The sequence below is a fragment of the Aquimarina megaterium XH134 genome, from assembly GCF_000520975.1.
GTDB lineage: Bacteria > Bacteroidota > Bacteroidia > Flavobacteriales > Flavobacteriaceae > Aquimarina > Aquimarina megaterium.
The window spans coordinates 149,654-168,948 of sequence record NZ_JACB01000010.1 but is presented as its reverse complement, the minus strand read 5'-3'; the positions used below and the strand labels follow the sequence as shown (position 1 = coordinate 168,948).

At 30.9% G+C, this 19,295-nt stretch carries 21 protein-coding genes; 20 read left to right on the top strand and 1 reads right to left on the bottom strand.

Going from position 1 to position 19,295, the window contains the following annotated elements; genetic code table 11:
* Positions 1 to 74 precede the first annotated feature (74 nt).
* The 8 genes from Z053_RS0109515 to Z053_RS0109480 all read left to right on the top strand — a co-directional run bounded on the left by Z053_RS0109515 (position 75) and on the right by Z053_RS0109480 (position 6,302).
* Complete coding sequence (locus Z053_RS0109515) at positions 75 to 809, top strand: acetolactate decarboxylase (protein ID WP_241459815.1); 735 nt, start codon at positions 75 to 77, stop codon at positions 807 to 809.
* A gap of 96 nt (positions 810 to 905) precedes the next feature.
* The gene (locus Z053_RS0109510) at positions 906 to 1,403 is read left to right on the top strand and encodes a hypothetical protein (RefSeq protein ID WP_206539208.1); all 498 of its coding nucleotides are present in this window, start codon (positions 906 to 908) and stop codon (positions 1,401 to 1,403) included.
* Between the two features lie 40 nt (positions 1,404 to 1,443).
* On the top strand, positions 1,444 to 1,869 hold the full coding sequence (locus tag Z053_RS0109505) for a hypothetical protein (protein WP_025664792.1): 426 nt from the start codon (positions 1,444 to 1,446) through the stop codon (positions 1,867 to 1,869).
* 144 nt (positions 1,870 to 2,013) lie between these two features.
* Positions 2,014 to 3,099 carry a hypothetical protein gene (locus tag Z053_RS0109500; RefSeq protein ID WP_025664791.1) on the top strand — a complete coding sequence of 362 codons (1,086 nt, stop codon included), beginning with the start codon at positions 2,014 to 2,016 and terminating at the stop codon, positions 3,097 to 3,099.
* 338 nt (positions 3,100 to 3,437) lie between these two features.
* Positions 3,438 to 4,439 (top strand): helix-turn-helix domain-containing protein, encoded by a 1,002-nt coding sequence (locus Z053_RS0109495; RefSeq protein ID WP_025664790.1) that lies wholly within the window; start codon positions 3,438 to 3,440, stop codon positions 4,437 to 4,439.
* A 252-nt stretch (positions 4,440 to 4,691) separates the two neighbouring features.
* Positions 4,692 to 5,216 carry a hypothetical protein gene (locus Z053_RS28235; RefSeq protein ID WP_025664789.1) on the top strand — a complete coding sequence of 175 codons (525 nt, stop codon included), beginning with the start codon at positions 4,692 to 4,694 and terminating at the stop codon, positions 5,214 to 5,216.
* Positions 5,217 to 5,235: 19 nt separating this feature from the next.
* Positions 5,236 to 5,832 carry a DinB family protein gene (locus tag Z053_RS0109485; protein ID WP_025664788.1) on the top strand — a complete coding sequence of 199 codons (597 nt, stop codon included), beginning with the start codon at positions 5,236 to 5,238 and terminating at the stop codon, positions 5,830 to 5,832.
* 11 nt (positions 5,833 to 5,843) lie between these two features.
* The gene (locus tag Z053_RS0109480) at positions 5,844 to 6,302 is read left to right on the top strand and encodes a nuclear transport factor 2 family protein (protein WP_025664787.1); all 459 of its coding nucleotides are present in this window, start codon (positions 5,844 to 5,846) and stop codon (positions 6,300 to 6,302) included.
* Between the two features lie 258 nt (positions 6,303 to 6,560).
* Here the strand turns inward: Z053_RS0109480 and Z053_RS0109475 are convergent, their stop codons facing one another.
* Entirely contained in the window at positions 6,561 to 7,436 is an 876-nt protein-coding gene (locus tag Z053_RS0109475) for an alpha/beta hydrolase family protein (protein WP_025664786.1), read from the bottom strand.
* A gap of 818 nt (positions 7,437 to 8,254) precedes the next feature.
* Between Z053_RS0109475 and Z053_RS0109470 the strand changes: the two genes are divergently transcribed.
* The 12 genes from Z053_RS0109470 to Z053_RS32245 all read left to right on the top strand — a co-directional run bounded on the left by Z053_RS0109470 (position 8,255) and on the right by Z053_RS32245 (position 19,251).
* Positions 8,255 to 8,995 carry a LytTR family DNA-binding domain-containing protein gene (locus tag Z053_RS0109470; RefSeq protein ID WP_025664785.1) on the top strand — a complete coding sequence of 247 codons (741 nt, stop codon included), beginning with the start codon at positions 8,255 to 8,257 and terminating at the stop codon, positions 8,993 to 8,995.
* Between the two features lie 158 nt (positions 8,996 to 9,153).
* Positions 9,154 to 10,647: a nitrilase-related carbon-nitrogen hydrolase gene (locus Z053_RS0109465; protein WP_025664784.1), complete on the top strand. Its 1,494-nt coding sequence runs from the start codon at positions 9,154 to 9,156 to the stop codon at positions 10,645 to 10,647.
* Positions 10,648 to 10,827: 180 nt separating this feature from the next.
* Positions 10,828 to 11,223 carry a DUF4345 domain-containing protein gene (locus tag Z053_RS0109460; RefSeq protein WP_025664783.1) on the top strand — a complete coding sequence of 132 codons (396 nt, stop codon included), beginning with the start codon at positions 10,828 to 10,830 and terminating at the stop codon, positions 11,221 to 11,223.
* 109 nt (positions 11,224 to 11,332) lie between these two features.
* Positions 11,333 to 12,502: a WG repeat-containing protein gene (locus Z053_RS0109455; RefSeq protein WP_025664782.1), complete on the top strand. Its 1,170-nt coding sequence runs from the start codon at positions 11,333 to 11,335 to the stop codon at positions 12,500 to 12,502.
* An 87-nt stretch (positions 12,503 to 12,589) separates the two neighbouring features.
* The gene (locus tag Z053_RS0109450; RefSeq protein ID WP_025664781.1) at positions 12,590 to 13,111 is read left to right on the top strand and encodes a 2'-5' RNA ligase family protein; all 522 of its coding nucleotides are present in this window, start codon (positions 12,590 to 12,592) and stop codon (positions 13,109 to 13,111) included.
* Between the two features lie 195 nt (positions 13,112 to 13,306).
* Positions 13,307 to 14,464, top strand: coding sequence for an FAD-dependent monooxygenase (locus Z053_RS0109445; RefSeq protein WP_025664780.1), 1,158 nt, complete (start codon positions 13,307 to 13,309; stop codon positions 14,462 to 14,464).
* A gap of 297 nt (positions 14,465 to 14,761) precedes the next feature.
* Complete coding sequence (locus Z053_RS0109440) at positions 14,762 to 16,003, top strand: C1 family peptidase (protein ID WP_025664779.1); 1,242 nt, start codon at positions 14,762 to 14,764, stop codon at positions 16,001 to 16,003.
* 138 nt (positions 16,004 to 16,141) lie between these two features.
* Positions 16,142 to 16,333, top strand: a complete 192-nt coding sequence (locus Z053_RS0109430; protein ID WP_025664778.1) for a hypothetical protein — start codon at positions 16,142 to 16,144, stop codon at positions 16,331 to 16,333.
* A 190-nt stretch (positions 16,334 to 16,523) separates the two neighbouring features.
* Positions 16,524 to 17,297: an N-acetyltransferase gene (locus Z053_RS0109425; RefSeq protein ID WP_025664777.1), complete on the top strand. Its 774-nt coding sequence runs from the start codon at positions 16,524 to 16,526 to the stop codon at positions 17,295 to 17,297.
* A gap of 105 nt (positions 17,298 to 17,402) precedes the next feature.
* Entirely contained in the window at positions 17,403 to 18,254 is an 852-nt protein-coding gene (locus tag Z053_RS30010) for a helix-turn-helix domain-containing protein (protein WP_025664776.1), read from the top strand.
* Between the two features lie 69 nt (positions 18,255 to 18,323).
* On the top strand, positions 18,324 to 19,046 hold the full coding sequence (locus tag Z053_RS0109415; RefSeq protein WP_025664775.1) for a metallophosphoesterase family protein: 723 nt from the start codon (positions 18,324 to 18,326) through the stop codon (positions 19,044 to 19,046).
* Entirely contained in the window at positions 19,036 to 19,251 is a 216-nt protein-coding gene (locus Z053_RS32245; protein ID WP_035095623.1) for a DUF7220 family protein, read from the top strand. Before Z053_RS0109415 ends, Z053_RS32245 begins: the two co-directional genes overlap by 11 nt.
* Positions 19,252 to 19,295 lie beyond the last annotated feature (44 nt).

Sequence of the window (19,295 nt, the reverse complement as noted above, 5' to 3'; positions counted from 1 at the left end):
CGATCATTATAAACAGATATATCTACTGATGAATATATATCTTTGTTGGTGGTAATTTGGCAAAACGAAAAAAATTGAATTCGAATATAAAACAAATAGCATTTACACTTCTGGCAATTGGACTGATAAGTTGTCATTCTACACACAAAAAAGATAGCTCTAAAAAAATAGAAACCTACACCGATATTAAAATTGTCGGAGCGATGAAAAATGTGATGTGGAAAGGAGAATTAGGTAGCAGTATTAACCTTGATACTATTGCTGACAAAAATGGCCTCTATGCAATTGGACCAGAAAGCTATTTAACAGGAGAATTGCTGATTAATAATGGAAAAAGTTATGTGTCAAAAGTAACTTCTGATTCGACAATGACCGTTAAAAAAACATTTGATGTTTCTGCACCTTTCTTGGTTTACGGAAACGTAACAGAATGGAATGAAATTGAATTACCTGCCAATGTTAGGACAATTAAAGATGTAGAGAAATTCATTAACAATACAACAACTGATTTTAAAAGACCTTTTGTATTCAAATTAATGGGGCAAACAAGTGCAACTATTCATATACAGAACTTGCCAGAAGGAACAAAAGTATCATCACCTCAAGAAGCCCATCAAGGACAAACCAATTATGAATTGTTTAATGAAAATGTTGAAATAGTTGGTTTTTTCTCGACCGAACATAAAGGAGTATTTACACATCACGATTCATATGTACATATGCACTTGATAACAAAAGACGAAAGTAAAATGGGACATGTAGACGAATTGGAAATTAGAAAACTAAAATTGTATTTACCTAAAAAATAAAAACTGCCCGATAGCACAAATTGCAAATCTGCGCTATCGGTGTGAAATGAATAATTTTTAAAAAACATTAATTAGCTAAAAATAAGGTAATTAACTTTGACATTAGTTGAAATTAAATATAAGGAGACGGATTTTATGAAAAACAAAAGTGTACTAAATATATTGATAATTTGTTTTATATTTTTAAACTTAAATGCAATTTCACAAGAAAGAAATGGAGTTGATAATATGTATAAAAAAGAGTTGGAAAATCACATTTGGGAAACAGATAAAACTGTCTTGTTGGATAATGATGGAGAATATATTTTAACAAAATTTGTTGAAAGGAAGTTTGCAGGCAATTTATTGTCTTTTAATAATCAACAGAATCTTTTTGGTAGCGATTATAAATCGTTTTGTGGTAATGACCGACGCATATCGATTCAAGGGGAATATGAATTTTACGACAAAGATAAAATAAGTTTTATAATTTCTACCCAAGACACCAAATCACCTGATGGGTTGCTTATGCACGAAGAAATAGTAGGTGATAAGATATTATTTAAAATAATCAAAAAAGGCGAAAAGTTTGTTTTGAGAAAAATAGAAGAGTAAAACTGCATATATATCTGTTGTAGCACATTACCGAACACGAATGAAAATAAAAACATATATAATAATCGGACTTTTAATTACCATTGGATTAATGACTTTTATAAGTTGTAATTCAAAGTCAAATAATACGAAAACAACTATAGGGAAAAAAGATACTATTCCAAAGGACTTAGAAGTTATCTTAATCAAACCTTTTAATAGTGTTGTTTATAAATCAATGGCTGAAAATAGAATTTTTATAGATTACTATTATGAAGAAGGTTTTTTTCAAGGAAATCTAATTTTAGAATTAAACTCAGATGAAAGAACTGAATTTAATAAAGACTCTAACACCTTTTTAAACGATCAATCAAATCTTATATCAAAAGATTTTAAAAACTTATTTAAACTAAGAAATATTAAGCCTTTTATTGAAGAAGAACAAAGAACTGAACTAATAAAAAATTGGAAAATAAAAAATGAATAAAATTTAAAATGGGCTACAACAACACCTAAACTGCATTAAAACGCAGTTTAGCCAAACGTTATGAGAAATGCTTAACAAATTTCACGGAAAACAGGGTTGAAATAAATAATTTAAAGATTTAGTTTCGCGCATAAAATAAAACGAATGAATATAATAAAAACGGAACTTGAAAGTCAACCTTTGGCAGAGACATTAGACTCTGAGAAAGCGATAATAGCTCAAAAAAATGGAGACATCTCGTTGGTATACTTGAACTCGAGTAAGCTGTTATCCCTTAGGTTAGATCAAGAGCCGGTACAAGTTGAGTTATATCAATCGAATATATATGTCTTAACTAAACCTTTTAGGAAAGAGGTTTCGGATGACAGTGAAGAATCAGAGGAAATACTAGCTAATAATTTACTAGCAGCAAAAAAAACAGGAGTTACTTTATGGAAAATCGCCATTCATGAAAATTCCTTAGAAATAGAAACAAAACGTGAAAAAACGGGAGGATTTGTTATACATGATGATAAATTGTATGCATGTAACGTATTGGCATATGGTTTTTATATCCTCAATCCAGATTTAGAAGAGGTAGAAAAAATTGAGGTTAAAATTAAGGTTGATGGTAGAACTCCGTGGTATTCATCTATAAAGATAATAGATGATACGCTGTTTTTAATTCAAGAAGAAAATCAAATCAGGTGGTTCAAATTAGGTGATACAATTGAAGAAATGGGAATTATTGTTCCTGAATTTCCTCACATGACATCTTTTATCTCTATTAATAGTGGGCCAAAACAGCTTTTTAAAGTAGACCAACAGATTGTTGGCACAGTTTCTTCAGGTAATCCTTATGTTATTACCTTAAGAAAAAATGAATCAATCGTTGCAATCGACCCAAAAAAGATGTTTAGTTTAAAGTATAAGGAGTTGTTCTCTATTATAAATAAGCTTCAAGCTAAAACAGACCGATATGCGCTGGCAATGGATAAATACAGGATAGTTGTAACAGATTCAAAATTAAAAGAAACAGTTTATGCTTTTTCTTTTACAGAACCTAATGAAACACTCTATTTGACAAGAATTAGTGTTTTTGAAAATTATGTTATTTGTTTTGCCTGGACTAATCAAGGAAAGTATCCGGTTATAATATTTGATATGACTGAACCAGAAAAACCAACAATTATTAATGTCATCAATTGTGGTAAAAAGACTGGCGAAATAAAAATTGAAGAAGATATATAACAATTAAGTACTTTCAATTGATCCAAAAGAAATAAACATCTCATAACACTGTATATGAAATCATAATCTCCTATCGGTAAACTACAGTCCAGTTATAGATAAAATTGTTTTAAATTTATTTTAAAGTTTTAATAGTACAGATTGCAAATCCGTGCTGTGCTATCGGTTACAAACGAATATATATACCGGTATATATATCTTTGTTGTAGCACATTTAGATCGATTTAGATCATAATATTTATTTAAATAAACATGTTCATTAAAGAATTTTAGTTGAAAAAAATTGATTTTTGTCGTTAATAAGTCTAATACTGATTAAAAAGTTTTAAATTAATTAAATGTTAACAACAGGTCTTATCCTAATTCTTGCATCCCTTGGTTTAGCACAGGGGATTTTTTTAAGTATATATTTAATTACCCTTAAGAATAACCATAGAAAGTCTAATATTTTTCTAGGACTCTTTTTATTAGGTCTTACTATTAGAATTGGTAAATCGGTATTAAATTATTACATACCATTAGAGAATTGGCAAAATAATATTGGCGTTTCTGGTATTCTATTTGCTGCGCCTTCTCTTTGGTTATATGGAATTACTCTTTTTGAGAAGAATAAAGAAATTACATATACATACTACATCCATTTTACGCCTTTCGTTTTGTTTCTTTTTTTGATCCCATTTATACCTAGAAACGGAAATTTTGAATCGTTCTGGAACTATGGGATTGTCGTTTTTCATTTGCTTTTTTACCTGATACTATCATGGTCATATTTACGAAAAAATAGTTCGAATGCATCTAACAGTATTGTAAATTGGTATCGTAATATATTAATAGGCTCTACACTCATTTGGCTGCATTATGTAGGAAATCTTTTCGATTTTAGAATGTATTATATAAGAGGACCGATATTTTATTCTTTACTAATTTATGCGTTTAGCTATCTTTTTTTAAATAGACATAAGTTTAATCTCCAAAAATATGATAGTTCGCGTTTAGACAAAAGCAGCTCTAGAGCATTATTTCAAAATATTAAGAAACTCTTTGAAAAGGAACATGTTTTTTTAGATGATACTATTACGCTAAAAATTGTTGCTGAAAAATTAAATGTAAAAGCACGGGAAATTTCACAAGCTATAAACGAAAACACCCAACAAAATTTTTACGAGTTTGTAAATCAGTATCGTATTGAAAAAGCTGAAGTCCTATTAAAAGATGCCGAATACTCTAATGAAAAAATTGCAACTATTGCCTACGAATCTGGTTTTGGTAATGTGACTTCTTTTAATATTGCTTTCAAGAAAAAAACGGGACTTACTCCTTCGGTCTATAGAAAGCGGTAAAAACTTCTATTTTTCGTTAAAAGGTACATGTATTTTAAAGTATTTCTATCATTTATTACAGAATATTGTATTGAATTCATCTTGAGTAGTGGTTTTAAGCCGAAAAGTTTGGCTTTTGTACCATAGTAAAATTATTTTTTTTCAGCATAGTCTTAGCTACGGTGAAAAAAATAGCAAAATTAGGGTGCAAAATGTGAATTTTGCAGGCAAAAGCATTACCCAAGATGAGTTCATTGTATAATATTCAAATAAATGAACAGAAAAAAATTTATATATGGATCGCTTTTAGGAATTGGAACAGCTGTTACGATACCTACTTATCTACTTTTAAAAGCACAGAAAAGTAGTTCAAGCCAACAAAAAAAAGAATCTAATCAATTAGATGAAAAATTAGTAAAGGATTTTGTTGTTGCCGGACATTCAAAATTAGGACTGGTTAAAGAAATGCTTAATGAATATCCAAATCTAATTTATGCCTCTTATGATTGGGGTAATGGTGACTTTGAAGAAGCCATTGAAGGTGCTTCTCATTTAGGTAATAAGGAGATTGTAAACTATTTAATATCTAAAGGTGCAAGAGCTAACCTTTTTGCTCTTACCATGCTAGGGAGAACAGAATTAGTAACCTCAGTTTTGGATGCTTATCCCGAATTGCTTTTTGCAAAAGGGCCACATGGACTCACTTTACTACACCATGCTCAAGTTGGAGAATCTTTGGAGTTGGAAGATTATTTTAAAAATAAAGGTTTAACAGAGCGAATAATTAAAATCAGATAATATGTAAACCCCTTAAAAAATGAAAAAAAAATTAATTATCCTGTTTGTTTTACTAGTAAACTGTTCGGTTTCTAATAATAAATTGACACCAGTAGAGCGAGATTTTGCAATCAACGAATTAAATAACTCTAAAGGTAATTTATTAGACATATTAAATGGATTAAGTGAAGCACAGCTCAATTTTAAAATTAATGAATCGTCTTGGTCAATACTACAATGCACAGAACACATTACAATTTTAGAAAATGAGGTATTTGAAATACTTAAAGAATCTTTGGAGCTTCCTTCGGATCCTGAAAGGCGGAAAGACTTAAAATTCACTGATAAAGAATTAATAGAACATGTACACAATCGTACAGAAAAAACAAAAACTCAAAAAGATTTTGAACCCATAGGAAAGTATGGTAATCACAAAACAACTATTAATGAATTTAAAGCAAAAAGAGAAAAACACATCAATTATATAAAGACCACAGAAGATGACTTAAGAAACCATTTTGCCAACTTTGGAAGCATAGATCTTTACCAGGTTTTTCTCTACATGTCTTCACATACCAATCGCCATATTGAGCAAATTAAAGAGATAAAAAACGATAAAAATTTCCCTAAAAACTAAAATACTTCATCATGAAAAAAAAGATAATTATTTATTCACCACTACTACTATTGTTAGTACTTCTTTTAATAACAAGATGTGATACTGAAGCCGAAAAAAACGCAGTAGATTCAAATCCAAGCGAACAATTTGAATCAAATTTAACACCTTTGGAAATAGTAAATGAAAGAATGAGGCTTTTTAATGCCCATAATTACGATGAATTTATAAAGCTGTACCATAAAAATGTAAAAGTGTTTACTTATCCAGATAAATTAATGGGAACCGGTTCAGATAGGTTAGCATCTATCTTTAAAACAGATTTCGAAAATAAATTGGTGTCGGTTAAAATAGAGAATCAAATCACCAATGGCCCTTATGTTATAAATCATGAAATAGTTACCAATGATGGAAAACCGACTAAATATGTTTCTATTTATAAAATAGAGAAAGGATTGATAACTAACGTAAGTTTTGTTAGAGAGTTTTAATAGTAAGAATTACAAATAGTAACCAAAAAAGCTATCCTTACAGATAGCTTTTATAGCATTCTATATACAGAAACATAACCCAAAGCATTACTTGCTACAATTGTCTTATAGCAGTTACCCCTTATTGGGATGCTTCTACCTCATAAAGACACCTTTCGAAGCGTTAAAGTCTCATAAAATGTATTTTCGATTTGCGAAACTAAAATACAAGATTCTCAGTCCACTTTAAAATACATACTTTCGGATGCCAGTAAAATATTATCTATTATTTACAAACCAACTGGTTACATCATAAGTATAAGAAATAGGCAAATCGTGACCAGAACCATATATGTTTAATGATTTATTAGAAGTACCAACTAATTGATGAACCCACTGAGCTTCTTGTATAGAATAATTATTATCATTAGTAGCTGCTAACATTAAAAATGGGATATTTTTGATATTAGCAGCTACTAATTGAGGAGTACCAAGTATTTCAATTTCTTTAAATATTGGTGTAACAGCAGCACAGGCTGCATTTATTCTATCTGCGTAATTAGCTGCAATAGTAAAAGTAAACATTCCTCCCATACTATATCCAAACAAATTAACCTTATCTGCCTGTATATCCATACGCTCTTTCAGATAATCGTGTATTATTAAAACATCATCAATAGTATTTGGATAAATGGTCGACCAGTTATTTAAAACATCATTAATATGTTCTTGTTGACTTGTATATTCTTGTGGTTTTCTTTCTCCATGAAAACGCACATCAAATACAGCTACAGCAAAACCATTATTTAGTAATTTAGTGGTTAAATTACCTCCCTTACCATACAAGTCTTCGATGATACTTGACTCTTTTGATGCTGTAAGACCATGTATACTTAATACACAAGGAAAAATACCAGTCGCTGAAGGCTTAAGCAGTATTACTGGTATTTGATCTCCATCCATGGCGGTTAAATAAAATTTTTCTTGATAAGCTTCACTTGGATCAATAGTATTCTTACTGATAGATGCTACCTCTTTTGTAATGTTTTTATCTAATTCATCAATTGCTTCGTAAGCACAAGAAATATTGGCGAATATTATGATAACAATTAATACTTTTCGTTTAATTTTTAGAATAAAGTTTATGGATTTCATTTGATTATTTATTTAAGTTGGTACTATCGTCTAAAAAAGAATTTGATTACTAAATATACCCCCTTTTTTAAAAAATATACTGCTTTTTATCAAAATCGTTTGGTTACATAATTGAAATCGAATTGACGCTTTTTTTACATCATTAGTTGTTAAGTACAACGGGGTATAATGAAGTGATTTAAACTTTTTCAATAGTAAACAAATAGCATCTTATTTAAAGAAACATAACTCGAATCTTCATCGAGGTGCATGTAAGGATTATTTAGATACATCAACATATCAAAATCATAACCCAAAGCATTACCTGGTACAATTGTCTTATAGCAGTTACCCCTTATTGGAATGCTTATACCTCTTAAAGATATCTTTCGAAGCGTTACCGAAGTCCTTCGAAGACTCCCTTTATGGCATCGAACCCCAACAAGGATCACTTTTATCCCTCCTGCCAAGCCCTCTAGGCCATATAATATCAGTTCGAACCCTCACTGTATCCCTTCGAAAGGTCATTATCACTCTTCGAAGCATTAAAATATCAGCTCGAACTACCTTTTGATACATTCGACCCCATATCAACGAGGGGGTATACCCTTGTCGATATGGGGGTACGCTATCATCTCAGACCTGCTTTTATAACACTGTTTGTCTTTCGCTGTGGATGGAAAATAAAATTTCTTAGCTTTGAGCAAATAAACTAAACATAACACTTCGTAAACTCTATTGATTAAATAGTTTGCTCTAGCTATCGCTACACAAACACGATTTAATCAACAATGCTAAGACTGAGTTTACTACACGTTGGTAACAAGCAAAAAATGGAGATGAATACACTAAACCCATCAATCAAACATCACTTATTAGTAGGAATATTTATTGGTCTTTGGGGTTTTGTTTTTGCTTTTTTTGTAAGACCATTTGATGATGGAAGCATAGGTTTAACGGGTTGGATTAGAATAAGTGTAGGATTTAACTTCATTGCATTTTTGGTGTATGGATGCTTAAGTGTTGTTCAAAAATATATTTATGATAAAACAAAGAAATGGTCTTTTAGTTATGAAATAGGAGCTATTGTTTTTTATCAAGTACTCTATACTATAGGAACATTTATTTTTTATAAAAGTCCGTTATTGAATGGTAATTATACTTTTTTTGAATTCAATACTATCATTACTTTAAGAATCGCTTTAGTAGCACTTCCTGTTGTTGTTATAGCCAGAAGGTATTTAATCAAATTAATCCCTATAAAAGAAGATGTGGTAACGATTAAAGGAGAGAATAAGTTAGACATATTAAAAATTAGAAAATCAGAATTAATTTGTATTTCTAATGCACAGAATTATGTCGAGATTTTTTACTTAAAAAATAATATACTGCATTCTAAACTAATTCGGTCTTCTTTAAAAGCACTACAAGAAGACTTAGATTTTATGTTTCAGGTACACCGTTCGCATCTCATTAATCCATCTCATTTTAAATCTTGGAAGGATCAAAATACCATTTACTTGACCGAAATAGAGCTTCCTGTTTCTAAAAGTTATAAGAAACAATTATTATCCTTATAATTTTCTGTACCTAAAATCAACTGTTTTATAACAGTGCTAATTATCGTTAAAATTTTTGTCCCTAAAAACGATAGTTTTATACCTAAACCCTAAAAACACTGGGGTTAACGAGTAGTTCAATTTACTTTTGTTTCATATAATCAATACCATAAAAACAAATGAAAACAGTAAACAATACACTCGGTAAATTAACATTTTTAGTAATACTACTATTAGTACTCCTCATTTCGAATGGTGGTTACACTATGTTTTTTGCTCCCTGGATTTCAATCACTATGTTACTTTATGCAGTTCGCCAGCTCTCTGTTATTAAAGGCTTTTTGTTAGCATGTGTGCTGTTAGTAATTGCAACTCTATTTCAGAATTCTGAGATTCTTCCATTTCCCTTTCTCATGTATGCCCTTATAATGGCTCCCTACGGATTGATAGCTGCAATACCTTATCTTATAGATTTGCTTTTTTCAAAAAATCGGAACACGTTTTTACATACCTTAATCTTTCCGACAGCATTAGTTCTTATTGAGTATGTAAGTAGTCTATTTCTACCGTATGGTAGTTGGGGACACATAGCCTATACACAACAATCACAAAATGTTTTATTACAATCGGTTTCTGTTTTTGGAATGGGATATATTACTTTTTTGATAGGCTGGTTTGCTTCTATAATCAATTGGATACTAATTCGAGAGTTGCAATGGGTAAAAGTTAAAAAAGGGATTTTGATATATAGTGTAACTATCGGTCTAACGCTAGGGTATGGTAGTTATCGTTTATTATTTCAAAAATCTAATGCCGAGACCATCAGAATAGCTTCTATTTCTGCCATAGATAACTTACGAATCTACGACAACGATTTTTATGGTCTTAATTTGGAAGGTGGTAAAGAAAAATTTAAAAAACAAGCCCTCGACTTAAATCAGAATTTATTAGATAGAAGTTTAAAAGAAGCCAAAGCAGGAGCAAAAATAGTCTTTTGGGCAGAGGGAAATGCTCTTGTTTTAAAAGAAGATGAAAACAAATTATATGAATCTGCTAGTTTAATGGCTAAGGAAAATGAAATATATCTTGGCGCAGCCGTTGCTGTTATTGATCCTACAAATGACAAACCTTTAGAAAACAAATTTGTTTTATTTGACCCAAATGGTAAAAAAACTATCGATTATTGGAAAGTGATTCCTGTTCCTGGCGGAGAAGCTGCTATGAGTAATATAAAAGGTTCTACCATCCAAACATCAAAAACACCATATGGAATAATTGGATCGGTTATTTGTTTTGATATGGATTTTCCCGAATATCTAAAACAAGCCAAAGGCACTGATATTATGTTGGTACCAAGTAATGATTGGAAAGGCATTGACCCCATTCATACGAACATGGCAAAATTTAGAGCCATAGAACAAGGTTTTAATCTGGTGCGCCAAACAAGTTTTGGATTATCAGCTGGCTTTAATTATACCGGAAAAACACTTAGTGAAATGGATCACTTCACAGATAATAGTAAGATTCTCATAACGCAACTACCAACAAAAGGAACTACGACTGTATATTCTCTTGTAGGTGATATTTTTATTTATTACTGCTTACTAATGTTTATTGTAGTAGTAATTAGGCTAAAAAAACTGCCTACAGCAAAAAGAAAGGAAAAGAGTTAGACTAAGAAAAATTCGATTATCCCATCGAGTAGCTCAATACGATGTTATAAGCATCGCGTTGGGCTCTCTTAATCCTGTTAAGGATTTAAATACCGTAGTATCCTTAAAGATTTACTAATTTAGCTAAACATATAAACTCAAAAAATAAACTATCAAAAACCTGAAATCGGGACCAAAAATATGACGGGTAAAATAAATTGGATTTTAAAAAACTTACATCTTCTCGTTTCTATATCAATTGTATTACCAACAGGAATAATTTACGGTTCGCCTTCAATTTTGTCTAAGCAATTAGATATTCAAGTCAATACAATTGACCTTTCTAATATGCTAAAAGCTATAATGTGTTTATATATTGGGGTTGCTATCGTATGGATTTTGGGGGTTTGTAAAAAAAAATATTGGAAACGTGCTACTGAGCTAAATATGTTATTTATGCTCACTCTTGCGGCCGGACGTGCATTGAGCATGGTAATAGACGGGTTGCCCACAGGAGGTTATATTTTTGGAATAACTGCAGAGTTTTTAATTGGGCTTTTCTCGATTTATCAACTAAAAAAATATAGTTCGAAATGAATAGAAATACACAAAAACCCAGTAATCAACACAGTATAAAATATCAACAACCCGGTAACATTTTGCTCTGCTGTAACACATACTTCTAGCATCCTATTTAATTTAAAAAATGAAAAAAATTACTTTACTAATTTCGGTTACACTACTATTTATAACAAGTTGTAATTCGCAAAATAAAAAAAGTGAAAACTTTTTACCGGTTAAGATGAATAATGGACTTTATGGGTATATAAATCATAAAGGTGATTCTATCTTAAAACCACAATATGAACTTGCAAAAAAATATTCAGAAAACTTAGCTTGTGTACGAATGAAGCGCAAATTTGGTTACATCAATGAGCAAGGAGATATTGTGATTAAACCTATTTTTAGAAAAGCAGGTGATTTTAAAGATGGCTTTGCAAAAGTTACAACTAATGAAGGAAAACATACCTACGTTAAGAAAGATGGACAACTGCTTAACCAATATTTTGATATGTGCTATCCTTTTAAGGATGGAATGGGAAGAATAGAAAAATATGGTAGCGGATATGGTTCTACTTATGGTTTTGTAAATAAAAATGGTGAGATTGCAATAGAGCCCAAATATGAAAATGTGGGAGATTTTTATAATGGCTTAGCCTTAGTAAAAATAAATAGCAATTTTGGCTATATAAACAAATTAGGAGAAATAGCAATTGAACCAAAATATTATTCTGCCACCAAATTTAAAGAAGGGTTGGCTGCTGTAAGAGATACCGAAAGTAAAACAAAATTCATAAACACCAAAGGAGAGGTAATACTTGAGATTGATAGTTATTATATCGGGTATAATTTTAGTGATGGGCTTGCTATGTTTAATCAAAAAGGAAAGAAAGGTCACGGCTTCATAAATAAAAAAGGAGAAATCGTAATTAAACCTGATGATAGATTTGAAGCTATTGATAATTTTAATGAAGGAGTAGCACGATTTTTTACTAAAACAGAAACTGGGCTCATTAATACAAAAGGAGAGATTGTTTTTAAAGTCAAAAAAAACATAGCCTTAGGCGAGGTTTCTGAAGGAATGATTCTATTTCAAGTAAAAGATGATAACCTATCTTCAAATAATTATGGATATATGAATTTAAAAGGAGAAATTGTTATTAAACCTCAGTTTCAGGAAGCAGAGCGTTTTGTTAATGGTGTGGCTAGAGTTGTGTTGAAAAATTCTATAACCAGCCGTTATATAGATAAGAGTGGAAAATTCATCTACATTCCTGGTAGAGAAAAACATAAATTTAAAGGTAGAATGCACTAGAAGTAACAAGGTACTTACTTTATATAGTTCTCTAAGCACTATACAACAAAAATTACAGTACATAAAAAACCCAACCGAATTAAAAAAATGGCATATTTAGTCCTGGCATACCCAGAAATCAAAAAGATGGATTTTGATGTAATACAAAACTACCGAAAAGAAAAGGACCAACTTTTTTATGATGTAATCGACCCCCATTTTACCATCGTATTTCCTGTATTTGATCAAACAGAAACCGATTTTATAGCCGAAATAAAAAAACAAGTAGCAACCTGTAATAGTTTCGATTTTGTGTTGCGTTGTGCTACGATAAACAAAGATGCTTTTAACGAATATTACCATACATTCCTTGTGCCAGATCAAGGCTATAGCAATATTGTTAAAATCCATGATAAACTTTATAGCGGAACCCTAAAAGAAAACCACAGATTAGACCTGGATTTTATACCACATATCGGAATCGGAAATTCGTTAAACAAATTAGACTGCAAAAAAATGGTTGATGAATGGAACAAGGATGATTTTGAAATCATCGGAACCGTTAAAACTTTAACAATAGTAGAGTATAACAATGATAATGTGCGAAAAGTAGAAGAAATTAAACTTTAATTTAGTAGCAAAATTTGATCTATATCAAATGATAACTAATAATTTGAACCGATCTTTGTATACACCTAAGGTGAAACATACGCATATCAAAATAAGAGTTGGTAAGCTAAACCCGAATTTTGCATTAGAAAATCTATTGCAGAATTCGGGTTAAAAAAAAGAGGATACGTGATGTTTTACTAGTAATACAAAATAATGGCAAATACTATATCAATCATTGGAGGAGGAATAGGAGGATTTGTAACAGCGCTATCCTTTGATAAATTAAATATCCCCTATACATTATACGAAAGAGCAGCATGTTTAAAAGAAGTGGGAGCCGGAATATGGTTATCACCAAATGCACTACAAGTATTAGAATGGATTAATCCTGAGTTATTAAAAGAGATTCAAGATTCTGGAAATAGTTTCAACCGAATTTTAGTAGCTGATCACAAATTAAAACCAATATCCAACTCTGATCAGAAGTTTGTTCAGGAAAAATTTGGATACACCACAATGGCAATCCATAGAGGAAAACTGCAGCAAATTTTATACAAATACGTAAAGCAGGAAAATATAGTACTGGATAAAACCTTCAAAGAATATTTCCAAAATAGTGACAAATCGCTAAAAGTTAATTTTACAGACGGGACTTCAATTCAAACCAAGTCTATTATTGGTGCAGACGGTATTAATTCTGGTGTAAGAAAACAATTATTTCCTAATAGTAAAATAAGATATACTGGCCAAACCTGCTGGAGAGGGGTTTCTGATTATAACTTAAGTAGCGAACTACAATCGGTTGGTTTTACGTTATGGGGGCAAAAGTTTCAATTCGGAGTATCTAAAATATCTGAAGGAAAAGTATATTGGTTTGCCGTAAAATTAAGCGAACCTAATTTGCAGGATGATAGAGAAACTCTAAAGAACGAATTAACGAATATGTTTTCGGGATACCATCCCCTTGTTAATGACTTGATTAAAAATACATCAATCGACAAAATTATTAGAGGCGATCTTTCGGATTTAGAGTTGTTACAAAAATGGAACTCAAAGAATATCTGTCTTATCGGAGATGCAGCGCATAGTATGACTCCCGATTTAGGACAAGGTGGTGCTCAAGCCATCGAAGATGCTTTTTATATAGCACACTTTATTAAAGAATCGAATACCCTAGAAACTGCTTATGATGATTTTTATGCCTATCGAAAATCAAAAGTCGAAAAGTTAGTTAAGCAATCCAGAATTACATCAAAAATTGCAATAACAAATCGATTTAGTGAAATCATTAGAAATTTCATCCTAAAATATACACCAGAAAAATATATGAAAAAGCAAATGGTCGAGTTGTACCAACTAGATAAATGGTAAGCAATCGACCAATTTTAAATATGATAAAGCACAATATTCAGACGATATCCTATTTGATCACACCTACCCTATTTTCGGATTAAGAAAAAACACTATGCTATGTAATAAGTAAGGTTTTAAGTCTAATCAAAAAATTGTTATTTATCCTACTAGTCTTCAAAGGTTTAAATTTAGTATTTTAGAGACATTAAAAATTCGGTTCTTTATCCAATCGAAAAGTTAGCATCTTTTATATGCTATATTCTATACATAAGTTATGTATAGGTAAATAGTACTCAATTTTAAAACCACACAATTATGAAAAAAGCACTACTCTTATCACTCTTACTATTTTCAACACAGTTATTTTCTCAAAATATCCCATGCGATTTTTCATGGAATAATGCACCAACAACAAGTGGTAATCGAGATTTTGTAACCTCTGTAAGAACTCAAATCGATCAAGGGCCATGTTTAGCCTTTGCTTTTAATGCAGCTATAGAAACAACTTATGGTATCGAGAACAGTGTATACGGTTCTGGTCTGTTTTCACTTTCTGATGCATACCTTGATTATAAGGTATGGAATGCTCCTTATTACCTTCCTATTTTAAATTCAAGTTTTAAAATTCCATTGGCAGTATCTGGTGGAGGAATTAATGCCTTTGCACCCGAAACATGTCCTGTAAATAATCCCGATATAAATGGGTGTAGTATCCCGAGAGCTAGCGTATTAGCTTACATAAATCATCCAAACGGTCAAAGATCATACAGGATGTTTCTAGACACTAACTTTTCTCCACCTGTTTGGGCTGTTGATGATGGAGGTACTTTAGGTAATTATATTACAGTAGGTAACGCCATTCAGCTAAGTACGAATGATATTAATTCTGTTGATGATATTAAAAGGAAAATTTTAAATGATGGTCCTGTAGTTGTAAAAGTATCAGGTATTCAAAATGGAGTTCATGATGCTAAAAAATTCAGAAACTACAATATACCTGCCGCTGGGTTATCCTACCATGCTTTTACAATTATAGGTTGGACAAGTGATTCTCGTTGGGTGATTAAAGATAGCTGGCGTGGGATGTCTGGAATTGTTAATACTAACCAGAATGTAGATATCGTAGGCTTAATGAATAGCGGAAGTGTAGAACTCTACCAGGTATCAGGTATATCTTACAATGGTAATAATACATCTACGAACCCAACAGTTTTATCTGTTAATCAGTGTGTCCCAACCATAAATTTAACATTATCATCTATAAGCATTGATATTGATTATGCTCATATTGGAGGTTACTTGTATCACAAATTTTGGGTGTCTAGTAATATACCTGTAGACAGATGGGTTTGGGGAATTGACTATCCTAATGGTTCTCTAAAACGATCTCAGGTAAATAACTCTGATTCTAGCTCTGTATTAATGACTCCAACCACCAGTGGCTTGGTAACAGTTTATGTTAGAGCATACAAAAATGGTCAAACTGTTACTAAAGAAAGAAGAATACATTTATCTAATGGTCAATCCTCGGGAGGAGGACCAGAAAATGGATGGTAATATTTCTATTCCTCATTTAGAGGTTCTTTTAACAGCACTAATTTTCGGTGGTTTAAAAGGGCTAATAAACAAGCTAAAATTTGAAATAGATACTGTAACAAATAGTGCCATTGAAATACTAATTATAAAAACAATAAAATGACTAGTATTACTAAAAAAAAATCGTTAATGCTATTATCAATGGGTTTATTGATAATAGCATTAACACAAATATTTTCGCATTATATAGAATTACCTGATCTGGCTAAAGGTGCATTTACGGGGATTGGGATAGGAATACTACTCATCGCACTATTTCTTGGCAAATTTAAATCAGTACACTCTAATTAAAAGAGGAAGCAAGAGGTAACTTTATCATCAAAAATCAACCAAATTTGTAGATATAAAAAACCCACCTAACTCAAAAAAATTAAGAGATTATGTCGACATATAAAACAGATGCTGAATAGCCAATTGATCTGGCTGTGTTTTTCTTACTTAGACACATACATTTAGATTAGGCTTCATCAACAAAACAAAAATGGAACAATTAATTGACTTAAATACAGAAAACATATCGGCAGAACATATTTGCTGTGCAATATCTGATAAGAAATGTTCTGATAGTTATCAGGCCAAAAAAGATTGGTTGACTAAGGAATTTAATAACGGATATGTATTTAGGCGAATTAATCAAAGAGCAAAAGTATTTATAGAATATGGCCCCGCAGAAAATGCCTGGATCCCAATTAAAGCATCTAATTACCTGAATATTAATTGTTTTTGGGTATCTGGAAAATTCAAAAAGAATGGGTATGGAAAAAAATTGCTAAAAACAGCGATTGACGACGCCAAGAGTCAAGGAAAAGATGGATTAGTCACCGTTGTCGGAACTAAGAAGTTTCATTTTATGAGTGATACAAAATGGTTTCTAAAACAAGGGTTTGAGGAGGTTGAAAGAATTTCGAGTGGATTTAGTCTTTTAGCAAAAAAAATAAATCCAAAAGCCGAATTACCAAAATTTAATGAATCTGTGAAAAGTGGAGAATGTTCTGAAAAAAATGGAATCGTAGTTTATTATTCTAATCGTTGCCCTTTTGCAGAGTTTCATGCAAAAAACTCTCTGATCGAAACTGCAAAAAACAGAAAAATTCCATTAAAAATAATTAAATTAGAAACCATGAAACAAGCTCAATCTGCTCCGAGTCCGGCAACCATTTTTAGTCTTTTTTATAATGGAAAATTTATGACAACAGACATTAGTGTTTGTATGGATACACGATATGATAAAGTAATAGACAAAATTTTAAAATAAAAAACACGCTGTAACAGTGACTATCGTTAATACAGTTTTGGTGATTAATCCTAAGTTTAAAGTTTTAAACCTACACGCCAAATCTTTTGATTTATAATTGATTTTATGATAAAACTTGAAGAAATAACGACTACTCCAACATTTACGAATCAATTAGAAAATAAAATATTATACGCTAAGCATCATGATGATATTTCTATATCATATACCTCTACTTATTCTTTAAAGTATGTAATCGAAGGAACTAAACACTATAATTTCGGCAATCAAGACATTAAGATTACAAAAAACCAATATTTAATTATAAATAATAATAGCTGCATTACTACCGAAGCAAAAAAAGGGACAAAAGGATTATCCTTCTTCTTATCTCCCAAACTAATCAGCGAAATATATAAGTATCATACTAGTGATACATCACAACTTGAATTTCTTGAAGTGACTCAAAAAAAATCAAATAATGAAGTAGGGTTTTTATTGGATAAAATCACTAATCTCTATGAGCATAATCCACTCGATTTTAATCGACAAATAGAGAATTTATTCATTCGTATCTCTGAGACAATTGTACAAGAACAGGCTAATATTGATACCGGGTTTGCGACATTAAAAATAGTGAAACACAATACAAAAAAAGAACTGTTTAAATTAATTTCGGTAACTAAAGAATATTTAAATGATAATATTGGTGAAGACATCTCGCTAGACAGTATGAGTAGAGATATGGGTATCAGCAAGTATTATTTACACCGATTATTCACCGAAATTAACGGGACTACACCTTTAGGATATCTAACCGCTATTCGTTTAGCAAAAGCAAAGCATAAATTACGATATGCTAAAGATTCTATTTTTGAAATTGCCATCGAATGTGGTTTTGATAATACATCTTACTTCTCTAATCTATTTAAAAAACACACAGGCTCTACTCCTACTCAATACAGAAAAAATTTATAAAATCTGCAAGATTTTATAAATCCATCATACAGTACATATCTATTTTTGTTCTCATTAAAACAAAAATTTATGTATGAAAAAATAGCACATATAACCGATTTGCATTTAGATGAAGAATACCCATTAAAAAATGGTGTACTGGCTCGAAAACAATTCGACAGTATTGTAAAGGATATAGAAGATAAAAAGATTACTCGGATTGTTTGTACAGGAGACATTGGCGAAAACAAAGGGATCTCATATTTCTTCGAACAACTTAAAACTAAATCCTTATCCATTACTCTGGGAAATCATGATACATTTTCTGAAATTTCAAAGTATTATAACAAAGGGGCAGATTACGATTCAGAAAAATTATACAGCAGCACTATAAAAGAGTATTACAAATTCATATACTTAGATTCCTCTGAAGGAGTAATTGATGAGAAACAATTGCTTTGGCTTGAAAAAGAACTTATTTCAACAATCCCAATTATCATTTTTGTACATCACCCCATTATTGGTCTTAACCTGAAAGTCGATGAAATTGGAAAACTCAAAAACCGGGAAGATGTGATTTCCTTACTTGAAGGTAGCTCTAATGATATTACCATTTTTTGTGGACATTATCATATGGAGAGTACTATACTTCACAAAAATATTACGCAACACATTACTCCTGCTGTTTCTTATCAAGTAGAGAAAACTCTAAATACTATAGAAATAAACACTACTGTTTTTGGTTACAGGGTTATCGAAATAGATAAGTATAACACAACTTCAAAAATCAAGCTATTACCCAATGCAAACTAAAAAACAATCTTTTATAGAAAGTTTAGCGAATGTAACTATTGGTTTTTGTATCACCATGATTTCATTGCATATTATATTTCCAATATTGGGTATAGAAAACAATTCTGGTAAAAATATAATCCTAACTATCTACTTAACTGTTTTAAGTATCTTAAGGAATTATGTGCTAAGGCGATATTTTAATCGAAAACAAACGCACAATTAAGCCTAAGCTATTCCTTTATTCGCAAAAGAATAATAGAAAACCTA